Source organism: Streptomyces sp. NPDC056628 (genome assembly GCF_042792555.1).
Classification (GTDB): Bacteria; Actinomycetota; Actinomycetes; order Streptomycetales; family Streptomycetaceae; genus Streptomyces.
The window spans coordinates 258,482-273,521 of the sequence record NZ_JBHTWG010000004.1; the positions used below are offsets into that span (position 1 = coordinate 258,482).

The 15,040-nt window shown below is 75.1% G+C and carries 17 protein-coding genes; 9 read left to right on the forward strand and 8 right to left on the reverse strand.

The genetic code is table 11. The features are described 5' to 3' along the window. Positions 1 to 46: 46 nt before the first annotated feature. Positions 47 to 964: a hypothetical protein gene (locus ACFRAC_RS08775; RefSeq protein ID WP_382922542.1), complete on the reverse strand. Its 918-nt coding sequence runs from the start codon at positions 962 to 964 to the stop codon at positions 47 to 49. Between the two features lie 202 nt (positions 965 to 1,166). Further along, positions 1,167 to 1,610, reverse strand: coding sequence for a hypothetical protein (locus ACFRAC_RS08780; protein WP_382922544.1), 444 nt, complete (start codon positions 1,608 to 1,610; stop codon positions 1,167 to 1,169). Between the two features lie 143 nt (positions 1,611 to 1,753). On the opposite strand from ACFRAC_RS08780, the gene ACFRAC_RS08785 reads away from it, so the two are divergent. Together ACFRAC_RS08785 and ACFRAC_RS08790 are read left to right on the forward strand one after the other, a co-directional pair. Continuing rightward, on the forward strand, positions 1,754 to 2,947 hold the full coding sequence (locus tag ACFRAC_RS08785) for a PP2C family protein-serine/threonine phosphatase (RefSeq protein ID WP_382922546.1): 1,194 nt from the start codon (positions 1,754 to 1,756) through the stop codon (positions 2,945 to 2,947). Between the two features lie 70 nt (positions 2,948 to 3,017). Continuing rightward, positions 3,018 to 4,082 carry a hypothetical protein gene (locus tag ACFRAC_RS08790; RefSeq protein WP_382922548.1) on the forward strand — a complete coding sequence of 355 codons (1,065 nt, stop codon included), beginning with the start codon at positions 3,018 to 3,020 and terminating at the stop codon, positions 4,080 to 4,082. 36 nt (positions 4,083 to 4,118) lie between these two features. On the opposite strand, the gene ACFRAC_RS08795 is transcribed toward ACFRAC_RS08790, so the two are convergent. Beyond that, positions 4,119 to 4,289, reverse strand: a complete 171-nt coding sequence (locus tag ACFRAC_RS08795) for a hypothetical protein (RefSeq protein WP_382922550.1) — start codon at positions 4,287 to 4,289, stop codon at positions 4,119 to 4,121. Positions 4,290 to 4,387: 98 nt separating this feature from the next. Here ACFRAC_RS08795 and ACFRAC_RS08800 point away from each other — a divergent pair, with 98 nt between their 5' ends. The 3 genes from ACFRAC_RS08800 to ACFRAC_RS08810 all read left to right on the forward strand — a co-directional run bounded on the left by ACFRAC_RS08800 (position 4,388) and on the right by ACFRAC_RS08810 (position 6,938). Next, positions 4,388 to 5,737, forward strand: coding sequence for a tetratricopeptide repeat protein (locus ACFRAC_RS08800; RefSeq protein WP_382922552.1), 1,350 nt, complete (start codon positions 4,388 to 4,390; stop codon positions 5,735 to 5,737). A gap of 152 nt (positions 5,738 to 5,889) precedes the next feature. Beyond that, entirely contained in the window at positions 5,890 to 6,627 is a 738-nt protein-coding gene (locus ACFRAC_RS08805) for a GAF and ANTAR domain-containing protein (protein WP_382922554.1), read from the forward strand. 32 nt (positions 6,628 to 6,659) lie between these two features. Next, on the forward strand, positions 6,660 to 6,938 hold the full coding sequence (locus ACFRAC_RS08810; RefSeq protein ID WP_382922556.1) for a ribosomal protein L7/L12: 279 nt from the start codon (positions 6,660 to 6,662) through the stop codon (positions 6,936 to 6,938). 87 nt (positions 6,939 to 7,025) lie between these two features. Here the strand turns inward: ACFRAC_RS08810 and ACFRAC_RS08815 are convergent, their stop codons facing one another. Beyond that, the gene (locus tag ACFRAC_RS08815) at positions 7,026 to 7,784 is read right to left on the reverse strand and encodes a hypothetical protein (RefSeq protein WP_382922558.1); all 759 of its coding nucleotides are present in this window, start codon (positions 7,782 to 7,784) and stop codon (positions 7,026 to 7,028) included. A 311-nt stretch (positions 7,785 to 8,095) separates the two neighbouring features. On the opposite strand from ACFRAC_RS08815, the gene ACFRAC_RS08820 reads away from it, so the two are divergent. Then, positions 8,096 to 9,067 (forward strand): nucleoside hydrolase, encoded by a 972-nt coding sequence (locus ACFRAC_RS08820; protein ID WP_382922560.1) that lies wholly within the window; start codon positions 8,096 to 8,098, stop codon positions 9,065 to 9,067. A 76-nt stretch (positions 9,068 to 9,143) separates the two neighbouring features. On the opposite strand, the gene ACFRAC_RS08825 is transcribed toward ACFRAC_RS08820, so the two are convergent. Further along, positions 9,144 to 10,085: an LAETG motif-containing sortase-dependent surface protein gene (locus tag ACFRAC_RS08825; RefSeq protein WP_382922562.1), complete on the reverse strand. Its 942-nt coding sequence runs from the start codon at positions 10,083 to 10,085 to the stop codon at positions 9,144 to 9,146. A gap of 252 nt (positions 10,086 to 10,337) precedes the next feature. Here ACFRAC_RS08825 and ACFRAC_RS08830 point away from each other — a divergent pair, with 252 nt between their 5' ends. Together ACFRAC_RS08830 and ACFRAC_RS08835 are read left to right on the forward strand one after the other, a co-directional pair. Beyond that, a complete protein-coding gene (locus tag ACFRAC_RS08830) occupies positions 10,338 to 12,002 on the forward strand; it encodes an alpha-amylase family glycosyl hydrolase (RefSeq protein ID WP_382922564.1) in 1,665 nt (554 codons plus the stop codon). 148 nt (positions 12,003 to 12,150) lie between these two features. Beyond that, positions 12,151 to 12,906, forward strand: coding sequence for a carboxypeptidase regulatory-like domain-containing protein (locus ACFRAC_RS08835; RefSeq protein WP_382922566.1), 756 nt, complete (start codon positions 12,151 to 12,153; stop codon positions 12,904 to 12,906). A 41-nt stretch (positions 12,907 to 12,947) separates the two neighbouring features. On the opposite strand, the gene ACFRAC_RS08840 is transcribed toward ACFRAC_RS08835, so the two are convergent. After that, positions 12,948 to 13,406, reverse strand: coding sequence for an FxLYD domain-containing protein (locus tag ACFRAC_RS08840; protein ID WP_382922568.1), 459 nt, complete (start codon positions 13,404 to 13,406; stop codon positions 12,948 to 12,950). Positions 13,407 to 13,593: 187 nt separating this feature from the next. Between ACFRAC_RS08840 and ACFRAC_RS08845 the strand changes: the two genes are divergently transcribed. Further along, positions 13,594 to 14,082, forward strand: a complete 489-nt coding sequence (locus tag ACFRAC_RS08845; RefSeq protein ID WP_382922570.1) for a hypothetical protein — start codon at positions 13,594 to 13,596, stop codon at positions 14,080 to 14,082. 11 nt (positions 14,083 to 14,093) lie between these two features. Here ACFRAC_RS08845 and ACFRAC_RS08850 read toward each other — a convergent pair whose 3' ends face one another. Beyond that, positions 14,094 to 14,462, reverse strand: a complete 369-nt coding sequence (locus tag ACFRAC_RS08850) for a DUF6479 family protein (protein WP_382922572.1) — start codon at positions 14,460 to 14,462, stop codon at positions 14,094 to 14,096. Between the two features lie 31 nt (positions 14,463 to 14,493). After that, positions 14,494 to 14,952: a VOC family protein gene (locus ACFRAC_RS08855; RefSeq protein ID WP_382922574.1), complete on the reverse strand. Its 459-nt coding sequence runs from the start codon at positions 14,950 to 14,952 to the stop codon at positions 14,494 to 14,496. Between the last annotated feature and the right edge of the window lie 88 nt (positions 14,953 to 15,040).

Sequence of the window (15,040 nt, forward strand, 5' to 3'; positions counted from 1 at the left end):
TGGGGTGCCGGTGTGCCAGGAGCACCGGGTGCCCCCCCGGGTCCCGTCAGATCCGGGCGCGGGTCGGCGGGCGGGCGGGGTCGGTGGCGGGCCGGTCGGCCGCCCGGCGGCGCCGGGCCAGGTAGCCGGTGAGCCGGGCCGCGAGGGCCACGGCCAGGCCGAGGGCGACCAGTGACCAGGACACCGAGCGCAGCGGCTGGGTCAGCGCGTCGTACACGGCTTCGGCGGCCGGACGGTGGGCGGCGTCGGGCAGGTCGGCGAGTGTGAGCCGGCGGCCGAGGGCCACGGCGAGGATCAGGAGCGCGCCGCCCAGCGCCGAGCCGAGCGCGGCCGCGGTGAGCGCGCGGCGGCGGCAGGCGGCGACGGTGATCCCGGCCACCGCGAGGACCGCGGCGGCCACGGGGAGCCAGAACCCGGCGACCTCCAGCACGGCGTACCCCTTCCGCAGGCGTGCCAGCTCGTCGGCGCCGAGCACGGGCACCTCGGTGTGCTCGACCGGGATGTGCCGGGCGACAGTCACGTGGTCGTCCAGCAGCCGCTGTTTGACCTGGGCGGTGATCGGCGCCAGATCGACGGTGACGGGGCCCGGGCGGCCGTCGCGCAGGGCGTCCAGGACGGCGTCGTGCACCGCCCGGTTTCCGGCGTCCCAGGCGGCACGGAAGGCCGAGGTGCGGGTGAAGGAGTCCGCCGCGTCCCGGACGAAGGGGCGGACCGTGCCGGGCGCGGGCGCCGCGGGCGCGCCCGGCAGCCGCCGGTCGACCTCGCGCATGATCCCGGTGCCCAGGGCGTCGGCGACCGCGCCGCGCACGGCCGGGTCGGAGGCGAGTGGCGCCATGGCCGTGACGTAGCGGCCGGTGTCGGCGAGCCCGTACGCGGCCCAGGCCGCCGACGCGCCGAACGGCAGGAGGAGGCACGACAGCGCGATCAGCGCCGCCGACAGACCGTCGCGCAGCCGGGTGGACACCCCTCAAGCGAAGGGCCGCGCGGTCCGGGGCGCCCGCCGGGTGCCTGCATCCGGGCGCGGGGTTCCCCTCTCCGGCGGAGCGTTCACCCGGACGGGTGTCCCAGGGGTCGGGGGAGCGAGGAGGAACCCCCGGATCCCCGGGTGGGGGGCGGGGGAAGCGGTGCGGCCCCGGCGCGCGGCCGGGGCCGCACCGTGTGCGCGCTCAGGAGGTCCGTCTGCCCTCGGCGTCCTCGTGGGTGTAGTAGCGGTAGAACAGCACGACGAAGCAGGCCGCGCCGAAGGCGAGCCCCATCAGGGACGACCTGACGACGCTGTGGCCGGTCTGGCTGTACAGGAACCCGACCGCGCAGCCGGTGAAGGCGGCCCACATGATCGCGTGCATCTCGCGCCGCATCTGGCCGGAGACGGCCCGGATGGCGACGAACAACAGGATGAACACCACCGCGGAGACGAAGCCCAGGAGCAGGTTCCAGCCGGTGATCTCGCCGCCGGCACGGCGGTCCGCCGCGACCCAGTAGCCGTAGATCAGACCGAGGCCGACCGGGACGGCCACGCTCGCGACGCGGTGCGCGCGCGGGCTGAGGACGTCGGTGGACGGGCGTGTGCTCGTCGTGCGCCGCCGGGACGCGGGTGCCGCATGAGCCATGAGAGCACTCCTTCCTCTCCGCCCCCGCCCTCCAGAGCACACCTGGGGCGGCGGCCTGGCAAGTCGGCGTCGCGCGCCGGCCCGGTGCCACCCGGCCGGGTGCCCGGATGCGGCACGCCGGACGTCGTGTTTCGCTGAGGCCCATGAGGGCCGTCAGCGACGGTGAGGTCAGCCCGCTGGGTGACACGCACCGGGCGCGGCCCCTTCGTGTGCGGGGCAGGAGCCTGGCCTGGGTGCCGCCGCTGCTGCTGCTCATCGGCATCGTCGCCGTCGACTTCCGCACGAGCAGCGACTTCCGCATCCTGTCCTGGATCGTGCTGGTGCCCGGCACCGCGGCCGCGATCTGCGGGGTGTGGGGGACGGCCGTGTACGCCGTGCTCGCGCCCCTGACGTACCTCGCCGCCGACGCGCTGCTGCCGCACCAGTTCCAGGCCGGTCTGCCCGATCTGATCCTCGCCGCCCTCGGCGGTGTCCTCGCCACGCTGGCCTGTGTGGTGCGGGTGCGCGGCGAGGAGCGGATGCTGCACATCGAGGACGTGGCGGCCACCATCCGGCGCACCGTGCTGCGCCCGCTGCCGCCCGGCTGGGGCGGCCTGGAGCACGCGGCCGTCTATCTCGCCTCCGACAGCGAGGCCCGGGTCGGCGGCGACTTCTACGACATCCAGACCGGGCTGCACGGCACGCGCGTGATCCTCGGCGACGTCCAGGGCAAGGGGCTCGGCGCGGTCGAGGTGGCCGCCGCGCTGCTCAGCACGTTCCGGGAGGCCGGCTACCACGAGCCGGACCTGCCGACGATCGCCACCCGGCTGGAGGTGCGCCTCCAGCGGCACGTGCGGATGAGGGCCGCGCTCGGCCGGGCGGACGGCGACCGGTTCGCGACGGTCGTCCTGGTGGGCTTCCCCGACGCGGAGCCGGAGACCATCGAGGCCCTCGTGCTCGGGCACGACAGCCCTCTCGTCGTCGGCCCCGACGGAGTACGGGCGCTGCGGCCGCACGCCCGCCTCCCGGTCGGCCTGAGCGAACTCGACCCGGCCGCCGGGCCACCGCCGGTCCTGCGGGCGCCCCTGCGGTACGGCGAGACGCTGCTGATGACGACCGACGGGGTCACCGAGGCACGGGACGGGCGCGGCGCCTTCTTCCCGCTGGCCGGCACGGTCGCCGAGGCCGTCGCCGCCGACCCCGGCCTGGCGCAGCCGGGGCGGCTGGTCGACTTCGTCCGGGAGAGCACGCTGCGGCACAGCGGCGGGCATCTCGGCGACGACACCACGGTGTTCGCGGTCCGGCGCCTCCCCCCGGCGGGGAAGGAGCAGCGGGGGGACGGACGTTCACCCCCCTGAGATCCCCCGCACACACGCACAGCGGTTACGGTGCTGCCGTACGTGATCGACGGGGGACGGGGAGGGACCGATGCCCGGAACAGTGCTGCTGCTCGCCGCCGCTCCGGCCGGCCGGGGGCGTCTGGTGGACGCCGCCGCCGTGCTCCCGGTCCTGGCCGCCGTGCCGCCCCCCGTGCTGTCCGGCACGGGCACCGCGAACGTGGTCGAGCTCGCCGACCCGCTGGAGCCGCAGGCCGTCCTGACCCGGCTGCGGGCCGCCGCCGTCTCCCCCGGCCCGCTCACCGTGTTCGTCACCGGCCAGCTGCACCTGGACCGGCGCCAGCGCCTGCCGCACCTCGCGCTGGCCCGCTCGACACCGGCCACGGTCCGCTACACGGGGCTTCCCTGGCACTGGTTCCGGGACGAGCTGCGCCTGCGCCCGCCGGGGTCGACGTCCCTCCTCCTCGATCTGCACGCCGACGCCGAGACCTGGGAGTGGCTGCGCGCCCACCCTCTGGACTGCGGCCGCGGCACCACCGTCCTCGGCCGGATCGCCCCGCCGCCGGGCCGCCGGGCGCCCGCCGGCCCGGCGTACATGAAGGCGGTGGCCACGCTGCTGCGCAGCGGGCTCCGGCCGCCGCTGGACCGGCTCCACGCGCAGGCCCTGGAGCGGATCGCGCCGGAGGCCGGGGTGGGCGTCGACATCGTGCTGACCGCGTATCCGCCCGCGCCGGGCGACCCGCATACCGCGATCTCCGAGGCCGTGCGGGCCGGGCGGCACGCGGAGGCGGACGCGCTGGCCGCCCGGCACGAGCAGACGGCCGTGCACACCCACGGGCCCGTCTCCGAGCAGGCCCTGCACTGGATCGAGGTCCGCGCGGACCTGGCGATGCTGGCGGGGGACCCGGTGCGCAGCTGCCGTACCTGGCTGACGGTCGCCTCCGCGCGGCTGACCGCGGGACAGTCCCCGGACGCACCCGCGGTGGAGTCCGCGGTCGACCACGCCCACCACCAGTGGCACCGGATCGACGACCCGGCGCTCGCCCGTGAACTCGGCCCGATCCTGGTGGAACTGCGCAGCCGGGTGCCGGGCCGCCGGCAGGGCGCCCTGGAGAACGTGCACCGGCAGCTGCGGCAGCTCCAGGTCAGCGGGTGAGAACCGGGGGCCGGGCCGGTGGTGATTCCGTGAGACCTACCGCGCGGCAGCCGGCGGAATGACATGCTGATTCCGCTGCTGTGCCGGATTCGGCTCCATCGCTCTCGCCGGGCCCGCGTTGGCCGCCAGGACCAGGGTCGTCACGGCGACCACGGCGGCGGCGACGCCCCGGGTGTAGCGCTCGGTGGTGCTGGTGCGTTGCTGCACGGCGACCTCGCAACAGCCAAGGGTTAACCACGTTTAATACGCGGTTTAACCTAGGGGCTGTGGGAGTGGAACGGCAAGGGCGCCAGGGGGAGTTGAGTGTGTCGGACCGTGATGAACCGGGGACCATCGGACGCCGGGTGCAGCAGCTGCGCGCCGATCGGGGCCTGACCCAGCGGCAGTTGGCCGAACCGGCGTACAGCCCCGCCTACATCTCCACCCTGGAGGCCGGGCGGGTGCGCGCCTCCGACGAGGCGCTGCGGCACATCGCCGACCGGCTCGGGGTCGCCTTCGAGGAGCTGGCCACCGGCCGCCCCGCCCACCTCGTCACCGATCTGCGCCTGGGTCTCACCGAGGCCCAGCGGGTCCTCGCCGTCGGCGACACCGACGCGGCGGCCGGGCAGTTCACCGGCCTGCTCGCCGAGGCGACGGGCCACGGCCTCGCCGAGGAGCGGGCCGCCGCCCTGATCGGGCTCGGCGACTGCGGCCTCGACGCCGGTGAACTGGACATCGCGCGCGGCCACTTCGAGCAGGCCGAGCAGGTGCTCACGGCGGCCGGGGCGCCGCTGCCCGCCCGGGCCCCGGCCGTGCGCGGGAGGGCTGTCTCCCACTACCTCGCCGGTGAACTCCGGTACGCCGTCTACCTCCTGGAGTCCGCGCTCGACGAGCTCAACCGCGGCGGACTGCACGACCCGGACGCCCTGCTGCTGCTGTACGCCAGCGTCATCGGTCCCTACATGGACATGGGCGCCCACGCCCGCGCCGCCCAGGCCGCCGAGTACGCCCTGGCCCTCGCCCCGCAGGCCGGCGACCCGGCGCTGGTGGCCCGGATGCACCGGTCCGTGGCCCGCACCCTGCTCGCCGAGGGCCGGGTCGCCGAGGCCGACGCCTCCCTTGCGAAGGCCGCCGAGCTGTACCGGCAGCTGCAGATCCGCACCGAGCTCGCCAACTGCCACTGGATGCGCGGCTACGTCTACGCCCAGAACGGCGACCTGGCTCGCGCCGAGGCGGAGATGCGCGAGGCGCAGACCATGCTGACGGCCCAGCGCGCCACCCTCTACACGAGCCAGGTCGCCGTCGAGCTCGCCGACGTGCTGCACCGGCGCGGCAAGTCCGACGAGGCCGCCGCCCTGCTCCACGAGGTCCTCAGCGACCTCAGCTCCGAGCGCGGCGCCCTGCACTCCGCCGCCGCCCACCGGCTGCTCGGCATCATCGCCGAGGACTCCCGGGACACCGAGGCCGCCGAGGAGCACTACGTCCGCGCCCTGAGCCTGCTGGAACGCGCGGGCGCGGTCGGCGACCTGGCCGACCTGTGCCGCCTGCTCGGCGACCTGCTCCGCCGCACCGGCCGCGTCGAGGCGGCCCTGGACGCCTACCGCACCGGCCTCGGCCACCGCACGGCCCCCGGCACCACCACCCTGGGCCCGGCCCCGGCGCAGCCGCCGTTGTGAGGGCAGGGGTGCGCTCGTAGCCGCCGTGGTGTCCCGGGGCGGTCGGGCGTGTCCGGGGTTTCGGGGGGCGGGGGCCGGGTAGACGGGGCTGGTCCGGGGTGGGCGGCCGGGAGCCACCGGACCGCTGCCCGCTGCCACACCGGGAGGCATCCGTGCGGCGCAGAGACGATCACCGTGGTGGACCGGGGCCGGAGCCCCGGCGTGCCGCGGACGTGATCGCCGAGAGCCTGCGCGGTGCCGGTCCCGGCGAGGCGCCGGTCCGGCTGTGCCGGGTCGCCGTCGACCTGTTGCCCGTGGCGGGCGCCAGTGTGTCGCTGCACAACGACGGAATGCCGGTCCAGCTCGGCGCGACCGGCCCGCGGGCCGCGTATGTGACGGAGATCCAGGCGACGTTGGGCGACGGACCCTGCCAGTGGGCCGCGCGGAGCCGCGCCCCCGTGCTCGCCGGCGATCTGACCGCCGGGCGGGACGTGGCACGCTGGCCGGTCTTCGCCCAGCTGGCCACGGCGGCCGGAGTGCGGGCGGTGTACTCCCTGCCGCTCGGCGACGCCCAGGTGTGCGTCGGCACCCTCGACCTCTACGGCGACACCCCAGGCGAGCTGTCCGGCCGGGACCTGCGCACGGCCCGGCTGGTCGCCGGAATGCTGACGCTGGCCCTGATGGCGCTCCCCCACACACCGGACGGGCAGGGCGAGGAGGTGTGGCTGGGCGGCCTCGCCGCCGACCACGACCCGCTCTACCAGGCCACCGGCATGATCGTGGCCCAGCTCTGCGTGGGCACGGACGAGGCACTGGCCCGGCTGCGGGCGCACGCGTTCGCGCAGGGCCGTACCGCCCTCGACGTCTCCCAGGACGTGGTGGCCCACCGGTTGCGCTTCGACACCGAGTGAACCCCGGCGGCCCCGGCGGCGTCCTCCACGGCATGGAGACGATGGCTGTGATCTTCGCGGTGGCCGCCGGCGTCCTGCTCCTGCTGAGCGTGCAGAGCCGGATGTCCCAGGCGGAGCGGCGCGCGGCCCGGATCGAGCACAAACTCGACCTGGTCCTCGGGCACTTGGGGCTGCGGGAGGAGGACCCGCGCCTGGCGGAGGTGGCGGCGCTGCTCCGGGACGACAGGAAGATCCAGGCGATCAAGGTCTACCGGGAGATCACCGGCGCGGGTCTCGCGGAGGCCAAGGACGCCGTGGAGCGCATGGCCTAGGCCGGGTCCTGCCGATCAGGCCGGATCAGCGAGCGCCGGGAGCCCGCGTGATCGGCGAGACACCGCCTCGGGGGTGCGCGGTCCGGCTCAGACCGTGGCCCGGCCCCGCTTCCTGACCTCCTCCAGACGCCTCGTGCCCAGCTCGACGGCGGTCAGGGTGGCGTCGGACGGCACCTCGCCGAGGCTGCCGTTGGTGACGGTGATCGCGTCGTCGCCCACCCGGACGGCGGCCACGTCCAGGGTGAGCCGCGGCGCGTCCTCGTACTCGGAGACGGCGCCGACGACGATCCGCAGGGCCTGCCGGGCGTCCCCGATCTCCGGCAGGCCGACCGCCCTGACCTCCACGGACAGCGGACCGCCCGCCGCGGTGGCGGTGAACGACCCGCACCGCCGCGGCAGCTCGCCGATCCGGCGCAGCGCCTGGTCCAGGCCGCCCGGGCGCTGGACGACGACCTGGTAGCGCAGCTGAGCGTCGCCCAGCTCGTCGTCCAGCGCGACCGCCGCCCGCGTGAGGGCGTCGGGGCCGAAGAACTCCTCCGCGTACAGCGCGTCGAGCAGGGCCCCGCACTCAGCGGGCTCGGCCGTCGCCTTCAGCATGGCCTCCCGCCAGGTCGCGAAGCCCCGGGTGGGCACCCACGGTTCCCCGAGGTCGGCCTCGGTGACGAGCGCGGCTCTGGCCTGAGCCTCCGTGAGCGTCGGGGCGGCGGCCGGGGACTGGGAGGCGGGGACGTTCACGGGCGGGGGCGCGGCCTGTTCCTGACCGGTGAGGGCGCACGCGGAGGCGGTCAGCAGGGCGGCGGCCGAGAGGGCCGGGGCGACGAGTGCACGGGCCGGGGGACGGAGCATCGCAGGCCTCCCTGGGCTGGGGTGAGGGACGCGCTCAAGATCGGCACGTGTTCCCAAAGCACCACCGCGGGCCCTGTCCCACCAGCGCGCCGGGCCGTCCGGGTGACGCGGCGCGTGCCCGGGGCGCCGGCGGCAGATCGAGGAGGGAGTCCCGGACGGACGAGGAGGAGTCCTGGACAGCAAAGACGCCGTACGACGCCGCGCACGCGTGTCCGCGTGGCGACGCCGTACGGCGACGCACTCCACCTGTACGACACCGTAAGGTCGGTTCGTAGGGCCCGCCACCGCACTGCTCCAGAAGGAGACCCGCCGTGACGAACGACGGCCGGCCGATCCCGGTGATCATCGACTGTGACACGGGCGTGGACGACGCCCTGGCGCTGCTGTTCGCGGTACGCCATCCGGGGCTGGACCTGCGCGCGGTGACCTGCGTGGCCGGCAACACGGACGTGGACGGCGTCGTGCGCAACACCCTGACCGTGCTGGAGGTGGCCGGCGCCCCGGAGATCCCCGTCGCCCGCGGGGCCGCCCGCCCCCTGATCGAGCCGTCCCGCTCGGCCCGGCACGTGCACGGCGACGACGGCATGGGCGACCTGAACCTGCCCGCCCCGACCCGCGCCCCGGCCGGCACCGGCGCGGTGGACCTGCTGCGCCGGGAGATCCTGGCGTCCCCGCGCCCGGTCACCCTCATCCCGACGGCGCCTCTCACCAACATCGCCCTGCTGCTGCGCACCCACCCCGGGGTGACGGACAACATCGAGCGGATCGTGTTCATGGGCGGCGCGGTGGCCTGCGGAAACGCCACGCCGGTGGCCGAGTTCAACGTGTGGCACGACCCGGAGGCCGCGGCGATCCTGCTCACCGCCGGGGTGCCGATCACCATGTACGGCCTGGACGTCTTCCAGCGGGTCGTGGTGCCGGGCGCGGACGTCCGCCGGCTGCGGGAGAGCGCGGAGCCGGGCGCCCGGCTCGCCGGGGACCTGCTCGCGCACCGGCCCGCCGCACCGGACGTCGACGGCGACCCGGAGGCCGGCGGGATCGGGGACGCGGGCGCGGTCTGCACGGTCGTGGACCCGGCGGGCATCACGAGCCGGCTGCTCCCGGTGGAGGTCTCCCTGGCGCCCGGACCCGCCCGTGGCCAGACCCTGGTGGACCGGCGCCCCCGCCCCGGAGAGTCCGAGATCCACGCCGGGCTGCGCGAGCAGTCCCTGGTGGACGTGGCTCTCGACGTGGACGTGGACCGGTTCGTGAAGCTCTATCTGGAGACGGTCGCGGGCGCCTGACGGTCCGTCGGCGCCCCCTCACGCACCTGCACGGGGGCCCGAGGCGGTCAACCCCGGGCCCCGTCGGCGTCCTCGCTCAGGAGCGGGCCGAGCGGCGCCGCTTGGAGGCGACGACGAACGCCGCGCCGCCCGCGACCAGCACCACGGCACCGAGCGCGATCGGGCCGGTCGCACTGCTGCCACCGGTCTGCGCGAGGTCACCGCCGCCCCCCTGGGGCTTTTGCGCCGGAGCGGAGGTCGAGCCGGACGGCTCCGGGGCAGGCGACTCGTCACCGGGCGTCTCGGAGGCGGGCGGGGCCGTCTCGTCGGCCGGGGTGGACGGCGCCGGCTCGGAGGGCGTGCCGGGCTCGGTGGCCGGGGGCTCGGTGGCGGGGGGCTCCTCGGTGGCCGGCGGTTCGGCCGTGCAGTCCTTCGTGCCGCCGTTCCAGGCCGCGATCAGCTTGTCCTTGATGACCGGGCGGTCCGGGCCCTTGGGCAGGTCCCCGTGCTCGAAGCCGTCGTTCGCGTCGTGCTTCCCGTCGAACTTCACGGCCCCGCGGTACAGGTCGATCTGCGCGAAGCAGCCGGCGTCCGGGACGGCGATGTCGAGGGTGTCGGTGGCGCCCGGCTGCACCGTGACCGTGTCGAAGTCGACGAAGACCTGCTCGCCGGAGGTGGCGAAGGTCGAGCCGTGGGCGAGGTAGGACGCGAGCGAGGCGGTGCAGGTCGTGGCGTCGGCGGCGGCGCGCACGGTGATGTGGGCCTTGCCGTCGCCGGTGACCTTCAGGTTCTGGTCGTCGACCTTCACGGAGGCCGTGAAGTGCGTTCCGTCGAGAGAGAACTCGCAGCGGTCGGTGGCGGTCCGGGTGCCGGCGCCGGTGCCGGGCCGGTAACTGCCGCCGGAGTTCCAGCCGTCCCCGCCCGAGGAGCCGTGGGCCCAGGCGCCGGAGGCGGAGGCGACGGTGGCGGCGCACAGGGCGAGCGACGCGGCGCCCGCCCCCAGCAGCCGCCGTGCGGTGACACGTCTCGCTATGGACATGCGTATCCCCTCGTGGGGTGGAGAGTGGTCGAAGAAGAAACACTGGGCCCACTGGTCACATGCGCCACAGCGTGAGCACATCGTCTTGGGGCGGATCACTCGTGTCAACCTGCGTAAACGCAAGGGAAGTTCAATCGGGCGTCACGATCTCGTCACAGGAGGAATGATTCGATCCGCTCTGCGCGGTGTTCGCTTTTCGGGCCAAGTGGACAGTGTTAGCGATGTCGCCGTACCCATCCACGAGGAGACCGCGTGACCGTCCGCACCTCCACGCCCGACCTCTCGTCCAGCAACCCCGACTGGTGGCGCCAGGCCGTCATCTACCAGGTGTACCCGCGCAGCTTCGCCGACGGCGACGGCGACGGGCTCGGGGACCTGAAGGGCGTCGCCCAGCGCCTCGGGCACATCGCCGCCCTCGGCGCCGACGCCCTGTGGCTGAGCCCCTTCTACCCGTCCGAGCTGGCCGACGGCGGCTACGACGTCGCCGACTACCGGGACGTCGACCCGCGCCTGGGCACCCTGGACGACTTCGACGTCCTCGTCGCCGAGGCCCACCGCCTCAGCCTGAAGGTCATCGTCGACCTGGTCCCCAACCACACCTCGCACCAGCACGTCTGGTTCCAGGAGGCCCTGCGCGCCGGACCGGGCTCGGCCGCCCGCGAACGCTACGTCTTCCGCGACGGACGCGGCGTGCACGGTGAACTCCCGCCCACCGACTGGCAGTCCGTGTTCGGCGGCAGCGCCTGGCGGCGGGTGCCCGACGGGCAGTGGTACCTGCACCTGTTCACCCCTCAACAGCCGGACCTCAACTGGGAGAACGAGGAGGTCCGCGCCGACTTCCGGACCACCCTGCGGTTCTGGTCCGACCGGGGCGTCGACGGTTTCCGCGTCGACGTCGCCCACGCCCTCGCCAAGGACCTGGACGAACCGCTGCGCGACCTCGGCACGCCCCAGCTGAGCCGCGAGGACGCGCTCCCCGACCTCCCGCCCGGCAGCCACCCCTTCTACGACCGCGACGAGGTCCACGAGATCTACCGCGACTGGCGCAAGATCCTCGACTCCTACCGCCCGCCCCGCATGGCGGTCGCCGAGGCCTGGGTGAACCCGAGCGCCCGCCGCGCCTTGTACGCCCGCCCGGACGAGCTCGGCCAGGCGTTCAACTTCGAGTACCTCCAGGCCGGCTGGGACGCCGAGGAGCTGCGCCGGATCATCACCGACTCGCTCGCCACCGCCCGCTCGGCCGGCGCGTCGGCCACCTGGGTGCTGTCCAACCACGACGTCGTCCGGCACACCTCCCGGCTGATGCTGCCGCCCGGCACCGACGACAACGCCTGGCTGCTGTCCGGCGGGCACGCCCCCGAGGTCGACGAGGCGGCCGGCCTGCGCCGCGCCCGCGCCGCCACCCTGCTCATGCTGGCGCTGCCCGGTTCGTCGTACCTCTACCAGGGCGAGGAGCTCGGACTGCCCGAGGTGGCCGACCTGCCCGTGGAAGTCCTGCAGGACCCGGTGTGGGAGCAGACCGGACGGGTGCGCAAGGGCCGCGACGGCTGCCGGGTGCCGCTGCCGTGGACGCCGACCGGCCCCTCGTACGGCTTCGGCGCGGGCGGGGCCTGGCTGCCGCAGCCGCAGCGCTTCGCCGCGTACGCCGTCGAGGCCCAGGACGGCGTGCAGGACTCGACCCTGGAGCTGTACCGCCGGGCCCTGCGGCTGCGCCGCAAGCTCCTGGACGGCGAGGAGCTGCGGTGGCTCCCGGACGCCCCGGCCGGGGTGCTGCACTTCGCGCGCTCCGACGGCTGGCGCTGCGTCGCCAACCTCTCCGCCGAGGCCGTCGAGCCGCCGCCGGGGGAGGTGTTGCTCAGCAGCGCCCCGCTGGAGTCGGGCCGGCTCGCCCCGGACACGACGGCCTGGCTCGCGTAGGAGCGCCCGCCGCCGCGCCCGGACGGGTGGTAGCTGTCGTCCCACCGGCCCCGTCCGGCCGCCGAGCGCGGGCCGGGCGGGGCCCCGGCCACGAGAATCGCGGGCGAGGGCGGGGTACCGCCGAGGTATGTGAGGAGCTCCCCCGACGATGAGCAGGACCTGGAAGACGACGATCCTCGCCGCGCTGGCCGCCGCCGGCACGCTGCTCGCGGCCGGACCGCCCGGCACGGCGCAGGCGGCCGGCGGCTCGCCCGACCCCGTGGGCCACGAACTGTGGGCGAGCGCCACCATCGAGCCCGGCCACGCGGGCCTCGTCCACGTCGGCGGCTACGAGGGCGCGCCCCTCGGGGCGGGCAGTGTGCTGACGCTGACGGCACCGGCCGGCACCCGGGTGACGGGTGTGCCGTTCACCGACACCGGCTACCGGGGCACGGTGGCCGCCGGGGGCCACAGCGCCTCGTACGCCTTCGAGGGGGCGGCCTCCGCCGGCGCCTGGCACGGTCGTACGTTCCCCTTCATGCTGACGGTGTCCCCGGACGCCGAACCCGGCACCCGGCTCCCCGACTGCTCCCTGGACCTGCGGGACGCCAAGGGGATCGTCCACCAGCGCGGCGGCTGCGCCGTGACGGTCGGGCTGCCCGCCCCCACCCTGTCCCGCCCCGACTCCGGCGTGGCCCTGGTCGGCTCGCCCGAGACCTCCGGCATCGCCTACCCGGGCGCCCAGGTCACCGTGCTGGACGCGCTGGAGCAGGAGGTCTGCTCGGCGACCGCCGCGCCGGACGGCACCTGGTCGTGCGTGCCGGGCGTCGCCCTGCCCGCCGGGCCGGGCCGCCTCCAGGCCACGGCCACGCTGAACGGGATGTCCGCGACCAGCGAGCAGATCGACATCATGGTCGCCGGCTGACGGCCGTGTGCCGGCTCCCGGACGTCCGTGCGGGGCATCGCTCAGTAGCGCACCGCCCGCGCCACCTCCGCGCGCACCTGGCCGCTGAGGTCGCGGGTGCTGCGAGCGGTGCCCTTGCCCGTGGCGCCCGCCGCCACGTCGGACACGGTCACCACCGCCGCGTCCACCAGCTTGCCGTCCTCGTCCTTGAAGTCGACCTGCACGGCGAAGGACTTCGTCGAGCCGGTGGTGTTCTTCACCGTGATCTCGGCCTTCGCACGGCCGTCGGGGTCCTTCGTGGTGCCGCCCACCCGTACGGCGTCCTTGGCGTTCACGCCGCCCTTGATCTCATCCAGCGCGCGGCCCGCCTCCGCGGTGGCCGAGGCGACCGCGGACGCCGCCTTGCTGGCCACCGAGGAGGGGGTGCCGTCGTCCGAGCACGAGGTGAGGGTGACGGCGGTGAGCGCGGCGGCCGTCAGCAGGACGGCGGACCGCGTCCGCGGGGTGCGGGGAGAGTGCATGACGACTCCTGGGGATGTCCGGCGGTTCCTCAAGTGAAGGGCGCGACCGGTCCGCGCGCACCCCGGCCGTCACCCGATCGGCCCGTGTCCCCTGGTGGGCGGCCCGGGGCGCCCGGATCGTCGTACCGACCGCAGCACCCGTTCGACGACCGATCGCGGACACCGCGAGAAGTGGGGTACGGCAGCCATGACCCAGCAGCAGCAGCCATCGCAGGCGCACGCCACCGACGCGGCCCACAGCTCCACCGGCCTGTCCGCGCCCCGGACGGCACGACCCGCCCCGGCGGCCGGGACCGGCCGCGCGTCCGACTGGTTCACCGGCGGGCTGGTCTTCGCCGGTGTGCTGATGCTGGTCGACGGCGTGCTCGCCATCCTGCAGGGCATCTCCGCCCTCGCCGCCGACGACGTCTACACCCAGGTCGGCCAGTACGTCTTCGAGGCGAGCCTCACGACCTGGGGCTGGGTCCTGCTCGCCCTCGGCGTGGTCGCCGTGTGCGTGGGCTACGGCATCCTGAAGGGCGCCTGGTGGGCCAGGATCACCGGAATCCTCCTGGCGTCGCTCGGCATGGTCGCCCACTTCCTGTTCCTGCCGTACGCGCCGGTCTGGTCGGTGATCATGGTGGCCGTGGACTTCTTCGTGATCCTGGCCCTGGCCCTCGCCCCGGACCCCTCCTGACCCGCGAGGGGTCAGCGGTGGCCGATGCCACCGCCTCCGAAGGACCCGCTGTGGCCCGGATCCCAGCGCCTGCGGTGCTGGTCCTCGCTGCGCCTGCTGCTCGCGGCGTGCAGCTCGTGCGGCAGGAGACGGGTCGCGTCCTGCGCGTGCGGCACCTCGTCGGGCTCCCGCACCTCACGGATCTCGTGGACGGCACCGGTCTCGGGGAGGTGCGTCTGTTCCTCGGGGGTGGGCCGCGGAGACTCCTTGTCGCGGACCCGCATGCCGAACTGCACCGCCCATACCAGTGCGCCGGCGATGAAAATCCCACCTGCCAGAGCGGCGATCCAGCGAAGGACCTCGGTCCCCGTGGCCGCCAGTTCAAGCGTCGCCGTATCCATGCCTCAATTATCACCAAAACGGACGAATGGGCTACGGCTGGGGGGAATCGCCTCCCGCCGGTTCCTCCGCCGCCCCGCCCAGCTCCGTGAACAGCGTCAGCTGCAGGGCACCCGGTGCCTCGAGGCGGGAGTTCAGGGAGTTCCACGGCGTCCGTGTCGGCTCGGCCAGCACCTCGGCGCCGGCCGCCGCGAGCCGGGCGGTGACCGCCGGGGAGTCGTCCACCTGGAAGGCGACCCGGACGTGTCCGGCGACCCGCCGGCCCACCTCGACCTCGTCGATGTACTCGGCGTGGTGCGGGTCGGTCAGCTCCAGGGTGGCCCGGCCCGCGTCCAGGATGGTGACCCGGCCGTCCGGGGACGAGAACGCCGCCTGCTCGGGCAGGCCGAGCACGTCCCGGTAGAAGCGCAGCGCCTCGTCGTAGTCGTCGGCCGTGACCACGAGCCGGAGTTCACGCACCCGGCCGGGCTGCTCGGCGGGGGTCTCGGGCACGGCGTTCTCCTTCGTCGGCGGACGTGACCGGTCAACCTCCGGGCGCGGCAAGGGAATTCCCGGCGCCTGCCGCCTGTCGCCCGGTCAG